We start from the raw sequence: 19166 nt of genomic DNA, 5'->3' as shown, positions 1-19166 counted from the left end.
TGGAGGCCTTGGGGAGACTGTGTGGAGATTGTGTGTAATTCGAGGGTCTCATCGCCGGCAAGCCAGCTCCCACACGGATCGCATCTGTCACCCCTGATTCGACCCTCTGTCAGCCCTGATGCGATCCCTGTGGGAGCTGGCTTGCCGGCGATGGGCTGCGCAGCAGCCCCGGCAATCTCAGCTGATCCGCCGCACCGGCAGCCACAACCTCACCCGCACCCCGCCATCAACGTTATCCACAGCCAATGCCCCGCCATGCAGCTGCATCACCTCGGCCACAAAATTCAGCCCCAGCCCGGTGCTCTTGCGCCCGCTCCCCGGCCGCGGCAGCGAGTAAAACCGCTCGCTGACCCGCCCGATGGCATACGCCGGTATCGCCTGCCCCTGGTTGAACAGGCTCAACGCCACCCGCTCGCCATCGCGCTCCAGGTCGAACAGCAGCGCGCCACCAGCGGGAGTGAAGTCCAGCGCGTTGTCGAGCAGGTTGGCCAGCGCCTGGCGCATCAGGAATGGATCGCACAGCAGGCGCAAACCGGCCGGGACCCGCTGGCGCACCTGCAAGTTCGCGCTTTCGATGCGCGCCGCATGGGCCAGCAACAACTCGTCCACCAGCGCCGCCAGCGCCACCTGTTGCTCATCTTCCAGCGCCTGCATCTGCTCGACCCGGGCCAGGTTCAGCAGCCGCTCGATCATCTGCTGCAAGCGCTCGCTCTCGCGCTCGATATTGCCGGCAAAGCGCGCCCGCTGTTCGCTCGGCATGTCCTCCTGCAACAGCTCGGAAGCCCCGCGAATGGCCGCCAACGGGCTCTTCAGCTCATGGGTCAGGGTATGCACATAGCGCTCGACGTAGGCCTTGCCCTCCAGCTGGTTGCGCATGCGCTCAACGGCCTGGGCCAGGTTCGCCAGCTCACCGCCCTTGTAATGCGGCAGCTCCGCACGCTCTCCCTCGCTGACAGCCTGGGCATAACGCGCCAACTTGCGCAGCGAGCGCGCCAGCCACCATGCCAACGCCGCGCCGATCAGCAAGCCAAGGCCGATCAGGCCCAGGCCCAAAGTGAGCAAACGCTGTTCGGAATGGTCGATGTACGGTTGCAATGAACTGTTGGGCTTGGCGACGGTGACCATGCCGATGATCTTGTCATCGTCGATGATCGGCGCCCCCACGTGCATTACCGAGGTGCTTTCATCGTTGGGGTCGCTACGGGTGGAGCGGGCGCCGTACTGACCGCGCAGGGTCCGCAGCACATCGTTCCACTGCGAGTAATCCTTGCCCACGTCCTCGCCGCTGGAGTCCAGCAGCACGATGCCCTTGGCGTCGGTCACGTAAATGCGGTGGTTGACCTGGTTCTTGGCCAGTCCCCAGATTCGCGCACCCGGGCTGCGCAAGCCGTAGGCCTTGAGCACCTCCGGCAAACGGCTCTGGTTGAGGGTGCCGGCCTTGACGTCATCGCGCAGGATTTCAGCCAGCAGGTTGGCGGTGTCTACCAGCGTTTCTTCAGAGGACTGGCGTACCACCGGGCGAATCTGCTCGCGCACCGTGTTGAGCAGAAAGTAGCCCGCCAGCCCGACGAACAGGAAGTACACCAGGAAAATCCGGATGCCCAGGCGCATCAGGCATGGTCCGGGCTGTAGCTGTAGCCGAGGCCGCGATGGGTCTGGATCGGCTCGGCGTCGCTTGCCACCTGGCGCAGCTTGGCGCGCAGGCTCTTGATGTGGGTGTCGATGGTGCGCTCGTAGCCCACGTCGGAAGCCACGCCCAGCGCGTCGAGCAGCTGTTCGCGGCTGAATACCCGCTGGGGTTGTTCGAGCAGGCATTGCAGCAGGCGGAATTCGTGGCGGGTCAGCGTGAGCGGCTGGCTACGGTAGCTGATCTGCATGCGCAGGGTATCAAGCTGGAACAGTGTCGTTTCACTGGCGGGCTCGGCGCGAGGGGCCATGCGCTTGAGGATCGCCCGTACACGCGCGGCAACCTCACGCGGGCTGAAGGGCTTGACCACGTAGTCGTCGGCGCCGATTTCCAGGCCCACCACCCGGTCGATCTCGCCGTCGCGGGCGCTGAGGAACATCACCGGTACCTCGCTGAAGCGGCGCAGCTGGCGGCAGGTTTCGAAGCCGCTGATATCAGGCAGGCCGATGTCGAGGATGATCAGCTCGGCCGGGGTCTGGCGTTGCTGCTCGAGTGCGGCGCTGCCCAGGGTCACCCATTCGGTAGTGTGGCCGTCGGCCTGCAGGGCGTAGACCAGGGTGTCGGCGATGGCGGCTTCGTCTTCGACAATGAGGATATGAGGCATGGCGAGCGGCCTGTGCAGAGCTCTATGGCGACGCTCTATTGTGTAGGAGCGGCCTTGGGTCGCGAAAGGGCCGCAGAGCGGCCCCGGCAATATCTGCATCAACGCTGCGATAGTGGGGCCGCTTGGCGGCCCATCGCCGGCAAGCCAGCTCCCACAGGTACAGAGCAGGCCTTGAGCCTTGTACATCACCTGTGGGAGCTGGCTTGCCGGCGATGAGGCCTGTGCAGGAGGTTTGCTCTGTCAGCAGTCAGGCTTGCCGGCGGTGAATTTCTTCGCCGGGTTCACTGCAGCCTTGAACTCGCGCAGCGCTTTGGAGCCGATCAGCAGCGGGTAGTTGAAGCTGCTGCGGTCAACCAGGTTCACTTCGACGGTGCGCTTCACATCACCCAGGCACAGCTCCAGGTCCACCACCGGGCGCTTGGATATCTCCGGCGCATCGCCGTCCTCTTCTTCATCTGCACGGCCCTTGATCTTGCTGATGCGCGAGACCTTGTGCTCGTACACCTTGCCATCGGACTCCTTGGTCGCCAGGCGGAAGCGTACCCACTCGTCACCATCACGGGTAAACAGCTCGATGTCCTTGGCCGACAGCGACGCGGTGAAGGCACCGGTGTCCATCTTGGCCTTCAGGGTTTCGCCCAGTTCCGGCAGGGCTATGTTCTCGTAACGGCCGTAGAGCGTGGGTTCGGCGGCCATTACCGGCAGCGCCAACAGCGACAACAGGGCAAGCAGAGGTTTCACAGGCAGGCTTCCTTGAAAAGGGTCAGTGCTTAGACTGCACTGGCAGGATAGGTTCGCTGTGCCAAGGGTAAACAACATGTTGTGAAACATTTGTACCCGCCTCCGGGCATTGGATGTTTGGCGATGGGCACGGCCCTGCTTATCATTGCCAACTGTTTATTTCCCACAACAAGAGTTTCTTTATGCGTCGCCTGCTTACCGGCATTCTTACGGCCACTTTGCTGCTGATCAACACCGTGGTGATGATCTGCCCGCTACTGGTCTTCGCCCTGCTGAAACTGGTGCTGCCGGGCAGCGGCCGCGACTATGCCTCCGCCGCGGTGATGTGGGTTGCCGAAGCATGGTCGGAAATCGACAAGGCCATCTTCGCCCTGTGCATCCCTACCCGGTGGGACATTCGCGGTGTCGAGAACCTGCGCAAGGACACTTCGTACCTGGCCGTGAGCAACCACCAGACCTGGGTGGATATCCCCGCGCTGATCGAAAGCCTCAACCGCCGTACGCCGTTTTTCAAGTTCTTCCTGAAGAAGGAACTGATCTGGGTGCCACTGCTGGGGCTGGCCTGGTGGGGGCTCGACTACCCGTTCATGAAGCGCTACAGCAAGGCGTTTCTGGAAAAGCACCCGGAGCTCAAGGGCAAGGACCTGGAAATCACCAAGGCGGCGTGTGAGCTGTTCAAGCGCCAGCCAGTGACGGTGGTCAACTACCTGGAAGGTACTCGGTTTACCGAGGCCAAGCGCCTGGAACAACAGTCGCCCTATCGCCACCTGCTCAAACCCAAGGCGGGTGGTGTGGCATTCGTGCTGGCGGCGCTGGGCGAGCAGCTGGATGCGTTGCTGGACGTGACCATCGTCTACCCCGGCAACACGGCGCCGGGGTTCTGGGATTTGCTCGATGGCAGCATCAGCCGGGTGATTATCGACATTCAGGTACGCGAGCTTGACCCGGCGCTGTGGGCGGGGGATTACGAGAATGATCCTGAATTCCGCCAGACTGTGCAGGCTTGGGTGAACCAGTTATGGGTGGAGAAGGACGAGCGGATCGAGCAGCTGCGGGTGGAAATGGGCTGAGGTCTGTATCGCCTGTACTGGCCCAATCGCCGGAAAGCCAGCTCCCACAGGATGCCCGCAGTGTTCAAGGCTTGCGCTGTACCTGTGGGAGCTGGCTTGCCGGCGATTGGCCAGAAAACCCACAGCAGATTCCCGATTAAAACCTGCGCTAATAATCAGCATAAGGATTACTTTTTTGTCTTCTACTACCTAACTGGATAAAAATCGACCAAAGCACAACTACAAGAACGCTCTGGATCGAACGATGGCCAACCCAATCAGCTCCGCCCCCGCCCAACTTCGTCGCGTACTGGGCCTCCCCGCCCTGGTGTTCTTCGGCTTGGTCTACATGGTCCCGCTGACCATCTTCACCACCTACGGCATCGTCACCGAACTCACCGGTGGCCGCACCGCCAGCGCCTACATGGTCACACTGGTGGCCATGCTGTTCACCGCCGCGTCCTATAGCTTCATGGTCAAGCGCTTTCCGGTCGCGGGCTCGGCGTATTCCTACACCAACATGGCCTTCGGCCCCAACGTCGGCTTTCTCGCCGGCTGGTCGCTGTTGCTCGACTACCTGTTCCTGCCGATGATCAACTACCTGCTGATCGGCCTGTTCCTCAACATCGCCTTCCCGGCCATCCCGGCGTGGTCCATCGCACTCGCCTCGATTGCCCTGGTGACCGTGCTGAATGTGATCGGCATTCACTCGGTGGCCAAGACCAGCAACCTGATCGTCGGCGCGCAGATCGTCTTCATCGGCGTGTTCGTCGCCCTGTCCTGCCAGTCGCTGGCCGGCCAGCCGCTGGACCTGCTGTCGCCGCTGATGGGCGACGGCTCGCAGCCTGGCTTCGGCGCGATCATGGCCGGCGCGGCGGTACTGTGCCTGTCGTTCCTCGGCTTTGATGCTGTCTCCACCCTGGCCGAGGAATGCCGCGATGCCCGCCGCGACGTGCCACGGGCGATCATCCTCACCACGCTGTTCGCCGGCGTGCTGTTCACCGTACTGGCCTATGTCAGCCAGCTGGTCTTGCCGGGCAGCAGCTTCGCCAATGCCGATGCAGCGGCCAACGAGGTGATGTTCAAGGCGGGCGGGCAGTTCCTGGCCAACTTCTTCACCGCCGCGTACGTGGCCGGCAGCATGGGTTCGGCGCTGGCCTCGCAAGCGGCGGTGTCGCGCATTCTGTTCACCATGGGGCGGGACAACGTGCTGCCGCGGCGCAGCTTTGGTTACCTGTCGTCGCGGTTTGGTACGCCGGTGTTTGCCATTTTGCTGGTGTCGGCGTTTTCGCTGCTGGCGCTGGTGATTGACCTGGCTACCCTCGCCTCGCTGATCAGTTTTGGCGCGCTGGTGGCGTTTTCAGCGGTGAACCTGGCGGTGGTGAAGACGCACCTGATGGACGCTGGTGCCCAGCGTAACCTCAAGGGGCTGCTGTGCTATGGCCTGGTGCCGCTGGTAGGTTTGGGGCTGACACTGTGGCTGTGGACCAGCCTGTCGGCACTGACGTTGGTGATTGGCCTGTCCTGGTTTGCCCTGGGCCTTGCATATTTGGCAGTCCTGACCGCCGGCTTCCGCCGCCCGGTACGCTTGGTGGACTTTACCGAAGCTGCTTGAATCTAAATGGCCACGGACGGCCATCTGCTGAAAAGCCCTATCATTTCTGCCAGTTGCCTCTACTTGGACACAGCCTCAAGCTAAAGACCAGATTGGCCTGTAGGGACTGTGCAAATGGCGCACTTCAATTCAAGAACTCTTCGGTTCTATCAGGGCTCTTACCTCTCTCTCGTATTGGTCGGAAATCGAATCGAACGCATCTTGCGCAATAAGCGCCAACCACTTGCCTTGTTACATGACCGGCAGGGCGTTCCACTGATCTGCGATGTTCAGGATTCAACCTACGGGATGAACGTTGGTAGTGCCCCTAGCTATACACCTTATGGATATCGTTTTTCTGCGCAAGCCAAGTCGACGATTGCTTACACCGGCGAGTGGTTCGAGCAGCCTATTGAAGGATATCTGCTAGGGAACGGGTATCGAGACTACAGCGCATCTCTGATGCGGTTCCGATCCCCCGATAGTTTTAGCCCATTCGGGGGTGTATTGAACCCTTATTGTTATTGTGACGGCGACCCTATCAATAATAGTGACCCTAGTGGGCATATGCCGAATAGTTCTCGCGCAACTCAACCTGGCTCATCAGCATCAAAACTTAACTTGCCCCCTCAGACTAACCGAAGCGGATCCAGCCCCAATTTGCTACCAGCAGTGTTCGGAGAACAATTTTCGATGCGTACGACGCAAAGCAACCAACCTGCTTCCATAAGCGACGGCTCAATGAGCTTACAACAATACAACAACATGACGACTCGATACAATAATCATATAAAAAGCCTGCACTCAGAACTTAAAACAGCCATAGAACAGAAAGACTCATCACTATCTATGAAAATCACAACCAATTTAAAAATCGCAGAGGAGGAAAGAGCTTCGCATATGGCATCACTAGACGCCGGCTTGGTTTATAGGCTTTCGAAAGGCAAAGAAACGTTCATCAGCACCAAACAGCCAACTCCAAAAGAACTTAACAGCCAAACACGCAGTACTCAGAATTAAATAATTCGCCCGCTTGAAGCCCTATTCTCAAACGGGCTCCAAACAGGTGAGGTTCAATCGCTTCGTTCAAGGAGGGGTAGTTGCCAAATAGTCAATCACACCGATGGCTGACCTAACGGAGCGGGAGCAGTCCACAAACTCCCCAGATTCTGCAACAACGACCCGGCAATCCCCTGCTGCCCAAGGTACTGCAGCAGCAACGGCGCAAACTGCCCGATCATCCCGGTATCCATCCCCAGCGCCTTGAACGCACTGTCCAGGTCGCTGCGGTTCTCCACATTGTTGCCCAGCGCATTGCTCAACGCCGACTGGCTCTCACTGTTCTTTCCGAGCATTTCACCCAACCCGCTCAGCCCGCCTAAGGCATTGGCCCCTGCAAGCAGGTCCAGCCCCGGCACCGCCTTGGTTAGCTGGCCATAGTCGTCACTGCTGAGATTGTTACGCGCCAACCCCAACATCGCCCCCGCCCCGCCAACGGCCTGTTCGGGGGTGATCTTCAATTCGCTGCCCAACGTATTGAGCAAATTCGCCTGAGCTTCGGGCGCCTGCACCTGGCCTTGCTGCTTCTGGTTCTGCATGGCGGATACGGCGTTGGCGGCGTCGCTGAGGTTGAAGGCGAACACCGGGCTCGCGGCCAGGGTCATAAGGGTTGCCAGAGTAAATGCTTTCATCGGGAGGGAACCTCGTGGGCCGGGATGGCCTTGGGAAACGAGGGATTTGAGTGATGGGCTGGGATTTTGTTCCACACCATGCATCGGGATACGCAGAATCGGTTACGTCCGCTGAAAACATGGTAAATAACTATCATTTTTACCAGTAGCCTTACAGACCTCTCTTCATCAATATCCCGGAGAAGCTCTTACCAATTTCATTGCCATACCAGGAGACACCGACGATGAAGACGAACGGCACTCAGTACTTCTACCTGAATGAAAAACTCGCGAGGGTGCAGAAGAACGCTAGTCAACGAACAATTTGCTGGGCTGCTGGCACGGCCGTTGCAGAACGTCGCAACACTGCTATAAATAAAACAGAATTGCTCGCAACAGACGATAAAGGCTCTATATCACTCTTTGGAAACTCAAATGAGAACAGACTGACTTATACAGCCTATGGCCACTCAAAAGACCTGTCGGCGCTGGAAATTTTACTAGGCTTCAATAGCGAGCACTTGGAAACATTATCACAATTCTATCTACTTGGCACGGGTTACCATCGGGGGTTTAGCCCGACGCTGATGCGCTTTTTATCCCCCGACAATATAAGCCCTTTCGGCGCCGGAGGGTTTAATCCCTACGCCTACTGCGCCAATGATCCGATTAATGCAATCGACCCGTCAGGGCACAGCCCTTTAAAATGGTTTGCAAATACTTTCAGAAACAGAATAGTAAAACTACGAGCCAAGATCGAATCATTCCAAAGCGCAACTGACAAGCTCAATAAAACTCTAAGAGAAATAACCATCCCAAATACAGAGCAAATTGAGAGCGCCCGATCCATATCCGATCTTAACGCTATGGCAAATCAATTAATCCTTGAAAAACAAAGACTGCCTGCGGTTCAAGCGATCAGCAAAAATACAACTAACTACGCGCTAAAACACAAAATCAAACTTCTCACTCAAGACACCCAAACATTGACCACCATCAATGAAACGATCAACATTATCCGTGTAGAAATAGATAACAGGAAAGCGATAGCCGCAATGAAAGAAATGAAAAAATTTGACCGTAATAAACCTACAGGCCCTACGATTGGAGTCAGCAAAAAGCAGAAGCGGGAGAAGCAGGGTTGGAATTTCGTTGACTAGACGCGTTAGCCCTAAATTCATAAAACCACGCCCCCTCAGAATAAATATCTATGCTGCACCTGTCGCCAACAGGCCTTCTTACATGCTCCTGCAACTGGTCGTATAGGCACCGAAACCAATGTTACCGTCGTGAAAAGCCCCTCTTTTGAGGGGCTCTACTTACGCGATGCTTGTTACGCAGCACCCCACATCTTGTGCGGGTCAATCACAAACTTCTTCGGCACCCCTGCATCAAACTCGCCATACCCTTCCGGCGCCTGATCCAGGTTGATCACCTGCACACCCACCACTTCGGCAATGTTGATACGGTCCCACATGATCGCCTGCATCAGCTGGCGGTTGTACTTCATGGTAGGCGTCTGCCCGGTATGGAAGCTGTGCGACTTGGCCCAGCCCAGGCCGAAGCGGATGCTCAGTGCGCCGATTTTGGCGGCGGCATCCACCGCACCCGGGTCTTCGGTCACGTACAGGCCCGGGATACCGATGTTGCCGGCAACGCGGGTAACCTGCATCAGCGAGTTCAACACGGTGGCCGGGGCTTCATGCTTGGCACCTTCATGGCCATGGCCACGGGCCTCGAAGCCTACAGCGTCAACGGCGCAGTCCACTTCCGGCTCGCCGAGGATGTCGACGATCTGCTCGTGCAGCGGGGTGTCCTTGGACAGGTCGACCACTTCGAAACCCTGCGACTTGGCGTGGGCCAGGCGCAGTGGGTTGAGGTCACCGACGATCACGCAGGCGGCGCCCAGCAGGCGCGCGGAGGCAGCGGCGGCCAGGCCGACCGGGCCGGCGCCGGCAACGTAGACGGTGCTGCCTGGGCCTACGCCGGCAGTGACGGCGCCGTGGTAGCCGGTTGGCAGGATGTCGGACAGGCAGGTCAGGTCACGGATCTTTTCCATGGCCTTGTCGCGGTCTGGCAGTTTCAGCAGGTTGAAGTCGGCATACGGCACCAGCACGTACTCGGCCTGGCCGCCGGTCCAGTCGCCCATGTCGACGTAGCCGTAGGCGCCGCCAGCGCGGGCCGGGTTGACGGTGAGGCAGACACCGGTGTGCATCTCTTTGCAGGAGCGGCAACGGCCGCAGGCGACGTTGAAGGGTACCGAGACCAGGTCGCCGATCTGCATGCGCTCGACGTCGCTGCCTTTCTCGATGATCTCACCGGTGATTTCATGGCCCAGCACCAGGCCGGTCTGGGCAGTGGTGCGGCCGCGGACCATGTGCTGGTCGGAGCCGCAGATATTGGTGGAGACCACCTTCAAGATCACGCCGTGCTCGATCTTCTTGCCGCGCGGGTCCTGCATTTTCGGGTAGTCGATCTTCTGTACTTCGACCTTGCCAGCGCCGAGATACACCACTCCACGATTGCCAGACATGCTCTTACCTCGCTTGATTTTTATTGATGCAGCGGTGGTGGAACGCGCCGCCATCCATGGGCGGCATGTGTTTCTGGAATGAGGGGATTGTGGGCCTGATGCGGCCGGATGCACTGACTGGGAGCGACAGGGAGATGCCTTTTAGCGGCAGGCTTGTCGTTGAAGGACATGGGGGATGTAACAGAGGTGGTTACCTGTTCTGGCCTTTTCGCGGGTGAACCCGCTCCCACAGGTTCGGCGCAAGCTTCAAGGCTGGCGAAGTACTTGTGGGAGCGGGTTCACCCGCGAAGAGGCCGGTGCAGGTTATTACAGAACTACAGTCCGATTGGCGTTAAGGAACACTCGCCGCTCGATGTGATAACCCACAGCCCGCGCCAGGGTCAGGCATTCGATATCACGCCCTTTGGCAATCAGGTCTTCCGGGTAATGGCTGTGGTCCACCACTTCGACGCCCTGGGCAATGATCGGCCCTTCGTCCAGGTCGTTATTGATGTAGTGCGCCGTGGCGCCAACCATCTTCACGCCCTTGTTGTACGCCTGGTGATAAGGCTTGGCGCCCTTGAACCCCGGCAACAACGAGTGGTGGATGTTGATCGCCCAGCCATCCAGGCGCCGGCACAGCTCCGGCGACAGCACCTGCATGTAACGGGCAAGCACGACCAGCTCGGCCCCGGTTTCTTCGATCACCTGGATCACCTTGCGCTCCTGCGCAGGCTTGTCCTTGGGATCGAGGGCGAAGTGGTAGTAGGGAATCTTGTGCCACTGCGCCAAGGGCTCGAGGTCGGGGTGGTTGGACACCACTGCCACCACGTCCATGCTCAGCTGGCCAATGCGCTGGCGATACAGCAAGTCGTTAAGGCAATGGTCAGCCTTGGACACCATGATCACCACCTTGGGGCGGTGCTTGGGCGCCGTCAGCTCGAAGGCCATGCCGAACGCACCGCTGCGCTCGGCCAGGCCGGCGCGGAAGCCGACCTCGTCGAAATCGTCCGGCTGGCGGAACTCCACGCGAATGAAGAAGCGCCCCGACAGCCGGTCATCGAAGGAGTGGTGCTCCGTCACGTAGCAGCGCTGCTCGAAGAGGTAACGCGTCACCACGTCGACGGTGCCGAGCATGCTCGGGCAGTCGGCGGTGAGAATCCAGGTATCCGGTGCCCGACTCATGTTCTTCTCCTTAAGCTTCGATGCTCAGGCCGTATTCGGCCGAAGCGTCCTGCAGCCACAGCCACCAGTAGTCGGCGAAGCTGCGGCGAATCACCAGCTCCCAGGTGTCTTCGGCGGTGCGGCGGATCACCAGCTGCGACTTGGCGAACACGGTGCCGACAGCCTTGCCCACCGGGAAGTTGTTCGGATGAACATCATAGCTGGTGGACTTCATCAGCACTTCACGCACGTTCGGGCCGCGCAGTTCCAGCAGGCTTTGCCCGCCGCTGACGTTGACCACCTGGATGTGCTGGCCTTCCAGGGCCGCGCGCAGCTTTTGCTCGACGGCCAGTTCCTGGCCGCCAGGCACGATCAGCAGCCACTCGTCGGGGCCGACCCATTGCAGCGAGGTGTCGCCGCTGGCAACCACGGTCAGGGCCACAGGCAACTCCAGGCCCAGGGCCTTGTGCACGCCTGCGGCGAATTCCGGGTTGTGGCCGTCGCCACGGATGGTCAGGTGGCCGAGGAATTTCTTCTCACGCAGGGTCACGCCTGCGTTCTTGCGGCCTTTGCCAACCAGGCTGGCCAGGTCGGCATGGTGCAGTGGCGACTGGGCCTTGGCCTCGGCGCCGGGGTTTTGCTGGTAGACGTTGATAGCGCTCATTTCTTACCTGCCTTGAATTCTTGTTCGTCGATGCGACGCCGCTTTTGTGTTGGGGCTACCGGCCTCATCGCCGGCAAGCCAGCTCCCACAGGGACCTCACCAACCTTCAAAATTGCATCGATCCTGTGGGCGCTGGCTTGCCGGCGATTGGGCCTGGCCTGCCCCCACAGGGCCCGGAGTCAAACGTTCTGCCGCTCACCCTTCGGATCGAAGAACACCGAAGACACGATCTCGGCCTCGATCACGCTGCCGTCAGCCTGTGGCGAGTAGACACGCTCGCCCATGCGCTTGAGGCCGCCCTTGACCACACCCATGGCAAACGAATAGCCCAGGGAGTTGTGCGCGTAGCTGGAGGTGACGTGGCCAACCATGTCCATCGGGATCGGCTGTTTCGGATCGAAGACCAGCTGGGCGCCCTCCGGCAGCCACTTGGTCGGGTCGACCGGCTTCAGGCCGACCAGCTGCTTGCGGTTTTCGCGCACGCAGTCTTCGCGGTTCATGCCACGCAGGCCGATCCACGAGTACGGCTTGTTGCGGCCCACGCACCAGCTCATGTTCAGGTCGTCCGGGTTCATCGAACCGTCGGTGTCCTGACCAACGATGATGAAGCCCTTCTCGGCACGCAGTACGTGCATGGTCTCGGTGCCGTACGGGGTCAGGTTGTACTTCTTGCCTGCCTCGACGATCTTTTCCAGTACGCCCATGGCGTAGTTGGCCTGCACGTTGACTTCGTACGACAGCTCACCGGTGAACGAAATCCGGAACACACGGGCCGGCACGCCTGCGACGTTGCCTTCCTTCCAGGTCATGAACGGGAAGGCTTCCTTGTCCATGTCGATGTCGGTCAGCTCGCTGAGCAGCTTGCGGCTGTTGGGGCCGGACAGGGTCATGGTGGCCCAGTGGTCGGTGACCGAGGTGAAATACACCTTCAGCTCCGGCCATTCGGTTTGCAGGTACAGCTCCATCCACTGCAGCACGCGTGCAGCGCCGCCGGTGGTGGTGGTCATGATGAAGTGGTTGTCGCCGACGCAGGCGGTGACGCCGTCGTCGAAGACCATGCCGTCTTCCTTGCACATCAGGCCGTAGCGGGCCTTGCCCACGTCGAGCTTGGTCCAGGCGTTGGTGTAGATGCGGTTGAGGAACTCGCGGGCATCCGGGCCCTGGATGTCGATCTTGCCCAGGGTCGAGGCGTCCAGCAGGCCTACGCTGTCGCGCACGGCCTTGCACTCGCGGGCCACCGCGGTGTTGAGGTCTTCACCGGCTTTCGGGAAGTACCAAGGGCGCTTCCACTGGCCGACGTCTTCGAACTCGGCACCGTTCTTCACGTGCCAGGCATGCAGGGCAGTGAAACGCACGGGCTCGAACAGGTGACCACAGTGGCGGCCCGCTACCGCGCCGAAGGTGACCGGCGTGTAGTTGGGGCGGAACATGGTGGTGCCCATTTCCGGGATGGTAATACCGATCGAACGGGCGGCAATGGCCAGGCCGTTGATGTTGCCCAGTTTGCCCTGGTCGGTACCGAAGCCCAGCGCGGTGTAGCGTTTTACGTGCTCGACCGACTCGAAGCCTTCGCGGGTGGCCAACTCGATGCCGGCGGCGGTCACGTCGTTCTGCTGGTCGACGAACTGCTTCGGCCCCTTGGTGCCTTTGTCGTGCGGCACCTGGAACAGCGCCACGGTGGCCTCTTCCTTGCGCGCAACGGTTTTCGGCAGGGTGCCGACGCTGGCTTTGAAGCCGGCTTCGGTGGCGGCGCGCGCGCCGCCTTCAAAACCATCGGCAATTACGTCGCCCAAGGCGTAGACGCCGTTGATGCCACCCACGCACTCGCGTTTCTGCGGCGCATCGCCCGGCACGAAGCCAAGAATGTCGTCACGCCATACCGGGCGACCGCCCAGGTGCGAAGCCAGGTGCACGATCGGGCTGTAGCCGCCGGAGGTTGCGATCAGGTCGCACTCAAGGGTTTCGCCTGGGCTGGTGACCTTGTGTGCCTGCACGTCGATGGCGGCCACGCGGGCGCCGGTCACATGCTTGCTGCCCTTGGCCTCGACCACGGCGCTGGAGGTGAGGATGCGGATGCCTTTCGCACGCGCTTCTTCAACCAGCGAGCCACGCGGGTTGTGGCGGGCGTCGGCAATAGCGACCACTTGCAGGCCGGCATCGTGCCAGTCCAGCGCGGCGCGGTAGGCGTGGTCGTTGTTGGTCGACAGCACCAGCTTGCGGCCCGGGGCCACGCCGTAGCGGCGAACGTAGGTGGAAACGGCACCCGCCAGCATGTTGCCCGGCACGTCGTTGTTGCCGTACACCAGCGGGCGCTCGTGGGCACCGGCAGCCAGCACCACGCGCTTGGCACGCACACGGTGCACGCGATGGCGTACCTGGCCGATCGGGGCGCGGTCGCCCAGGTGGTCGGTGAGGCGCTCGTGAATGGTCAGGAAGTTATGGTCGTGGTAGCCGTTGACCGTGGCACGTGGCAGCAGGGTCACTTCCGGCAGGCTTTCCAGCTCTTTGACCACGGCGCTGACCCAGTCGGCGGCAGGCTTGCCGTCGAGGGTTTCGCGGGAGTCGAGCAGGCTACCGCCAAACTCTTCCTGCTCGTCGGCCAGGATCACCCGGGCACCGCTGCGCGCGGCGGCCAGTGCGGCAGCCAGGCCAGCAGGGCCGGCGCCGACGATCAGCACGTCGCAGTGCTGGTTCATGTAGTCGTAGCTGTCCGGGTCGTTCTGCAGCGGCGCACGGCCAAGGCCTGCGGCTTTGCGGATGTACTTCTCGTAAGTCATCCAGAACGATTTCGGGTACATGAAGGTTTTGTAGTAGAACCCCGGCGGCATCATGCTGCCACCAACCTTGCCAAGGATGCCCATGACGTCGTTGTTGACGTTCGGCCAGCCGTTGGTGCTGGTGGCTACAAGACCGGCGTACAGCGCCTGCTGGGTGGCACGCACGTTGGGGATCTGGGTGGCTTCGCTGGAGCCGATCTGCAGGATCGCGTTCGGCTCTTCGGTACCGGCGGCGATGATGCCGCGCGGACGCGAGTACTTGAAGCTGCGGCCAACGATGTCGACGCCGTTGGCCAGCAACGCGGCGGCCAGGCTGTCACCGGCATAACCCTGGTAGGTCTTGCCGTTGAAGGTGAAGTTCAGGACCTTGCTGCGGTCGACACGGCCGCCGCTGGCGAGGCGATAGGTCTGGCTCATACTTTTTCCCCTTGGCCTTTGACGGTCGACGGTGCGCAGGTTGGCTTGCCGCCTTCGGTCACTTGCGGCTTCTCGCCAATCTTGTAGGTTTCCAGAATTTCGTAGGTCACGGTGTTACGGGTGACGTTGAAGTACTGGCGGCAGCCGGCAACGTGGTCCCACAGTTCATGGTGGATACCGCGCGGGTTGTCACGGTAGAACATGTAGGTACCCCACTCCTCGTCGGAGCAGGCGGCAGGGTCCAGCGGGCGGGCGATGTGTGCCTGGCCAGAGGCGTGGAACTCTTCTTCGGAGCGCAGCTCGCCGCAGTGGGGACAGAAAATATGCAACATGACGGTGTCTCCGGTTAGTGGGCGACGGCGGCGGCGCCGTGTTCGTCGATCAGTGCGCCGTTGTAGAAACGGTCCATGGAGAACGGCGCGGCCAGTGGGTGCATTTCGCCCTTGGCCAGGCTCGCGGCGAAGACGTTGCCCGAACCCGGGGTCGCCTTGAAGCCGCCAGTACCCCAACCGCAGTTGAAGAACATGTTCTTGACCGGGGTCTTGGTGATGATCGGGCAAGCGTCCGGCGAGGTGTCGACGATGCCGCCCCACTGGCGGTTCATGCGTACGCGCGAGAGGTTGGGGAACATCTCGACGATGGCCTGCAGGGTGTGCTCGATCACCGGGTACGAACCGCGCTGGCCGTAGCCGACCCAGCCGTCGATACCGGCACCGATCACCAGGTCGCCCTTGTCGGACTGGCTGATGTAGCCGTGCACGGCGTTGGACATGATCACGCTGTCGATGATCGGCTTGATAGGCTCGGAGACCAGCGCTTGCAGCGGGTGCGACTCCAGCGGCAGGCGGAAGCCGGCCAGCTTGGCCATGTGCCCGGAGTTACCGGCGGTGACCACGCCGACGCGCTTGGCGCCGATGAAGCCTTTGTTGGTTTCAACACCGATGACCGCGCCGTTTTCCTTGCGAAAGCCAATTACTTCGGTCTGCTGGATGAGGTCGACACCCAAGGCGTCGGCGGCACGGGCATAGCCCCAGGCCACGGCGTCGTGACGAGCCACGCCACCACGGCGCTGAACGGTCGCGCCGAGGATCGGGTAACGGGTGTTCTTCGAGCAGTCCAGGTACGGGATTTCAGCCGCGACCTGGGCGGTGTTCAGCAGTTCGCCATCGACGCCGTTGAGGCGGTTGGCGCTGACGCGGCGCTCGGAGTCACGAATGTCCTGCAGGGTGTGGCACAGGTTGTAGACGCCACGCTGGGAGAACATCACGTTGTAGTTGATGTCCTGGGACAGCCCTTCCCACAGCTTCATGGCGTGCTCATAGAGCTGCGCCGATTCGTCCCACAGATAGTTGGAACGCACGATGGTCGTGTTACGGGCAGTGTTGCCGCCGCCCAGGTAGCCCTTTTCGATTACTGCGACGTTGGTGATGCCGTGCTCTTTGGCCAGGTAGTAGGCCGTGGCCAGACCATGGCCGCCACCGCCGACGATAACCACGTCGTAAACCTTTTTAGGGGTTGGCGTGCGCCACATGCGCTGCCAGTTCTCGTGGTGGCTGAGGGAGTGTTTGAAGAGGCCGAAGCCCGAGTAGCGTTGCATGGTCGTTTACTCCACTCAGCGGTAAACAGGGAAATCTGCGCACAGCGCCGCGACGTTCTTCGCCACATCGGCTTCGACGTCTGCGTCACCGAGGTTGTCGAGGATGTCGCAGATCCAGCCGGCCAGGGCCACGCACTGCGCAACCTTGAAGCCACGGGTGGTCACGGCCGGGGTGCCGATGCGCAGGCCCGAGGTGACGAACGGCGACTGTGGGTCGTTCGGCACGGCGTTCTTGTTGACGGTGATGTGCGCGCGGCCCAGGGCGGCGTCGGCGTCTTTGCCGGTGAGCCCCTGGCGAATCAGGCTGACCAGGAACAGGTGGTTGTCGGTACCGTCGGACACCACGTCGTAGCCACGGTCGATGAACACCTGAGCCATGGCCTGGGCGTTTTCGATCACTTGCTTCTGGTACACCTTGAACTCAGGCTCCAGCGCTTCCTTGAAGCACACCGCCTTGGCGGCGATCACGTGCATCAGCGGGCCACCCTGGGCGCCCGGGAATACGGCGGCGTTGAGCTTTTTCTCGATCTCTTCGTTGGACTTGGCCAGGATCAGGCCACCACGTGGGCCGCGCAGGGTCTTGTGGGTGGTGGTGGTGACCACGTCGGCGAACGGGATCGGGTTCGGGTAAAGGCCAGCGGCAACCAGGCCGGCAACGTGGGCCATGTCGACGAACAGCAGCGCCCCAACCTTGTCGGCGATGGCGCGGAAACGTGGGAAGTCGAGGGTCTTGGAGTAGGCCGAGAAGCCGGCAACGATCATCTTCGGCTTGTGCTCGACCGCCAGGCGCTCGACTTCGTCGTAGTCGATCAGGCCGGTATCGGTGTTGATGCCGTATTGCACAGCGTTGTACAGCTTGCCCGAGGACGACACCTTGGCGCCGTGGGTCAGGTGGCCGCCGTGGGCCAGGCTCATGCCCAGGATGGTGTCACCGGCCTGCAGCAGGGCCAGGTACACCGCGCCGTTGGCCGACGAGCCTGAGTGTGGCTGGACGTTGGCGTAGTCGGCGCCGAACAGCTGCTTGGCGCGCTCGATGGCCAGTGCCTCGACTTTGTCCACATGCTCGCAGCCACCGTAGTAGCGCTTGCCCGGGTAGCCTTCGGCGTACTTGTTGGTCAGGCCGCTGCCTTGGGCCTGCATCACACGCTTGGAGGTGTAGTTCTCCGAGGCGATCAGCTCGATGTGGTCTTCCTGGCGCTGTTCTTCGGCATTCATCGCCGCCAGCAGTGCATCGTCATAACCCTGGATCTGGTCTTGCTTGCTGAACATCGTGTATCTCCCGGCAGCGATCGTTTTTGTCGTAGAGCACTGTGGCCCTTTGTGGCGATGTTATGACTGGCCGGGGCAGGTCAGATGCCTGCGCACGCCTTGCAATGGCGCGTTTACGACATTCGTTTTGCACTGGGCTCTCTGACCCCATCGCCGGCAAGCCAGCTCCCACAGAAAATGCGCTGCCCTCAGGCCTTGTGGAGCGCCTGTGGGAGCTGGCTTGCCGGCGATAGGGCCTGTACAGGCAAAGCTGAAACCAACCGATGCACCGCTTGTATAGGCAACCGCTGAATCGATGGTTTAGAGTGCTGTTCTGCGTCGTTCACAGGACAGGGTCATGACCGATAAGAGCCAACAATTCGCCAGCGACAACTATTCCGGTATCTGCCCCGAAGCCTGGGCTGCCATGGAAAAGGCCAACCACGGCCACGACCGCGCCTACGGCGACGACCAGTGGACCGAGCGCGCCGCGCAGTACTTCCGCGAGCTGTTCGAAACCGACTGCGAGGTGTTCTTCGCCTTCAACGGCACCGCCGCCAACTCGCTGGCCCTGGCCTCGCTGTGCCAGAGCTACCACAGCGTGATCTGCTCCGAGACCGCTCACGTCGAAACCGATGAATGCGGCGCGCCGGAGTTCTTCTCCAACGGTTCCAAGCTGCTGACCGCGCCCAGCGTCAACGGCAAGCTGACACCCGAATCCATCCGCGAAGTGGCGCTGAAGCGCCAGGACATCCACTACCCCAAACCGCGTGTGGTCACCCTTACCCAGGCCACCGAGGTGGGTACCGTCTATCGCCCCGATGAGCTGAAGGCGATCAGCGCCACCTGCAAGGAGCTTGGCCTGAACCTGCACATGGACGGCGCGCGCTTTACCAATGCCTGCGCGTTCCTCGGTTGCAGCCCGGCCGAACTGACCTGGAAGGCCGGCGTCGACGTGTTGTGCTTTGGCGGCACCAAGAACGGCATGGCGGTGGGTGAGGCGATTCTGTTCTTCAACCGCCAGCTGGCTGAGGACTTCGACTACCGCTGTAAGCAGGCTGGGCAGTTGGCGTCGAAGATGCGCTTTTTGTCGGCGCCGTGGGTAGGGCTGCTCGAAGATGGCGCCTGGCTGCGCCATGGCAACCATGCCAACCATTGCGCGCAGTTGCTCGCCTCGCTGGTGAGTGATCTGCCGGGCGTGGAGCTGATGTTCCCGGTAGAGGCCAACGGGGTGTTCCTGCAGATGCCTGAGCAGGCCATTGAAGCGCTGCGCGGCAAGGGCTGGCGGTTCTATACCTTTATTGGCAGCGGTGGGGCGCGGTTCATGTGCTCGTGGGATACCGAGGAAGAGCGGGTGCGTGAGCTGGCGGCGGATATCCGCAGCATCATTACTGCCTGACAGATTGCTGGGGCTGCTCCGCAGCCCATTGGCGCGGCTCCCA

Annotated in this window: 16 protein-coding genes; 5 read left to right on the top strand and 11 right to left on the bottom strand. The window is 61.0% G+C overall.

Translation table 11 applies throughout. The features are described 5' to 3' along the window. Positions 1-177: 177 nt before the first annotated feature. The 3 genes from creC to HP547_RS00685 all read right to left on the bottom strand — a co-directional run bounded on the left by creC (position 178) and on the right by HP547_RS00685 (position 3032). Positions 178-1611, bottom strand: a complete 1434-nt coding sequence (creC, locus tag HP547_RS00695) for a two-component system sensor histidine kinase CreC (protein ID WP_172285258.1) — start codon at positions 1609-1611, stop codon at positions 178-180. Next, positions 1611-2291: a two-component system response regulator CreB gene (gene creB, locus HP547_RS00690; RefSeq protein WP_172285257.1), complete on the bottom strand. Its 681-nt coding sequence runs from the start codon at positions 2289-2291 to the stop codon at positions 1611-1613. The genes creC and creB overlap by 1 nt, the downstream gene beginning before the upstream one ends. A gap of 240 nt (positions 2292-2531) precedes the next feature. Further along, positions 2532-3032: an ATP-dependent zinc protease gene (locus tag HP547_RS00685; RefSeq protein ID WP_172221498.1), complete on the bottom strand. Its 501-nt coding sequence runs from the start codon at positions 3030-3032 to the stop codon at positions 2532-2534. A 182-nt stretch (positions 3033-3214) separates the two neighbouring features. Here HP547_RS00685 and HP547_RS00680 point away from each other — a divergent pair, with 182 nt between their 5' ends. From HP547_RS00680 to HP547_RS00670, 3 genes are all read left to right on the top strand, one after another. Then, entirely contained in the window at positions 3215-4102 is an 888-nt protein-coding gene (locus tag HP547_RS00680) for an acyltransferase (RefSeq protein ID WP_172221495.1), read from the top strand. A 244-nt stretch (positions 4103-4346) separates the two neighbouring features. Then, the gene (locus HP547_RS00675; protein WP_172285256.1) at positions 4347-5696 is read left to right on the top strand and encodes an APC family permease; all 1350 of its coding nucleotides are present in this window, start codon (positions 4347-4349) and stop codon (positions 5694-5696) included. Between the two features lie 114 nt (positions 5697-5810). Beyond that, entirely contained in the window at positions 5811-6695 is an 885-nt protein-coding gene (locus tag HP547_RS00670) for an RHS repeat-associated core domain-containing protein (protein ID WP_172221489.1), read from the top strand. 95 nt (positions 6696-6790) lie between these two features. Here the strand turns inward: HP547_RS00670 and HP547_RS00665 are convergent, their stop codons facing one another. Next, entirely contained in the window at positions 6791-7366 is a 576-nt protein-coding gene (locus HP547_RS00665) for a DUF2780 domain-containing protein (RefSeq protein ID WP_172221486.1), read from the bottom strand. 224 nt (positions 7367-7590) lie between these two features. Between HP547_RS00665 and HP547_RS00660 the strand changes: the two genes are divergently transcribed. Then, entirely contained in the window at positions 7591-8505 is a 915-nt protein-coding gene (locus HP547_RS00660; protein ID WP_172221483.1) for an RHS repeat-associated core domain-containing protein, read from the top strand. 173 nt (positions 8506-8678) lie between these two features. On the opposite strand, the gene fdhA is transcribed toward HP547_RS00660, so the two are convergent. The 7 genes from fdhA to HP547_RS00625 form a co-directional block, all read right to left on the bottom strand. Continuing rightward, positions 8679-9878 (bottom strand): formaldehyde dehydrogenase, glutathione-independent, encoded by a 1200-nt coding sequence (gene fdhA / locus HP547_RS00655; RefSeq protein ID WP_172221481.1) that lies wholly within the window; start codon positions 9876-9878, stop codon positions 8679-8681. Between the two features lie 306 nt (positions 9879-10184). Next, a complete protein-coding gene (gene purU / locus HP547_RS00650; RefSeq protein WP_172221478.1) occupies positions 10185-11042 on the bottom strand; it encodes a formyltetrahydrofolate deformylase in 858 nt (285 codons plus the stop codon). Positions 11043-11052: 10 nt separating this feature from the next. Next, positions 11053-11685, bottom strand: coding sequence for a sarcosine oxidase subunit gamma (locus HP547_RS00645; RefSeq protein WP_172221475.1), 633 nt, complete (start codon positions 11683-11685; stop codon positions 11053-11055). 179 nt (positions 11686-11864) lie between these two features. Further along, a complete protein-coding gene (locus tag HP547_RS00640; protein WP_172221472.1) occupies positions 11865-14879 on the bottom strand; it encodes a sarcosine oxidase subunit alpha in 3015 nt (1004 codons plus the stop codon). Beyond that, entirely contained in the window at positions 14876-15211 is a 336-nt protein-coding gene (locus HP547_RS00635; protein WP_172221470.1) for a sarcosine oxidase subunit delta, read from the bottom strand. The genes HP547_RS00640 and HP547_RS00635 overlap by 4 nt, the downstream gene beginning before the upstream one ends. A gap of 14 nt (positions 15212-15225) precedes the next feature. After that, positions 15226-16476, bottom strand: coding sequence for a sarcosine oxidase subunit beta family protein (locus tag HP547_RS00630; protein WP_016484536.1), 1251 nt, complete (start codon positions 16474-16476; stop codon positions 15226-15228). A 15-nt stretch (positions 16477-16491) separates the two neighbouring features. After that, entirely contained in the window at positions 16492-17745 is a 1254-nt protein-coding gene (locus tag HP547_RS00625; protein WP_172221467.1) for a serine hydroxymethyltransferase, read from the bottom strand. 337 nt (positions 17746-18082) lie between these two features. On the opposite strand from HP547_RS00625, the gene HP547_RS00620 reads away from it, so the two are divergent. Further along, complete coding sequence (locus tag HP547_RS00620) at positions 18083-19123, top strand: low specificity L-threonine aldolase (protein WP_172221464.1); 1041 nt, start codon at positions 18083-18085, stop codon at positions 19121-19123. Positions 19124-19166: the final 43 nt, after the last annotated feature.

It is taken from the genome of Pseudomonas sp. CM27 (genome assembly GCF_013179515.1).
Classification (GTDB): Bacteria; Pseudomonadota; Gammaproteobacteria; order Pseudomonadales; family Pseudomonadaceae; genus Aquipseudomonas.
The sequence above is the reverse complement of the archived record's forward strand: the minus strand, read 5'-3'. Positions and strand labels throughout refer to the sequence as shown.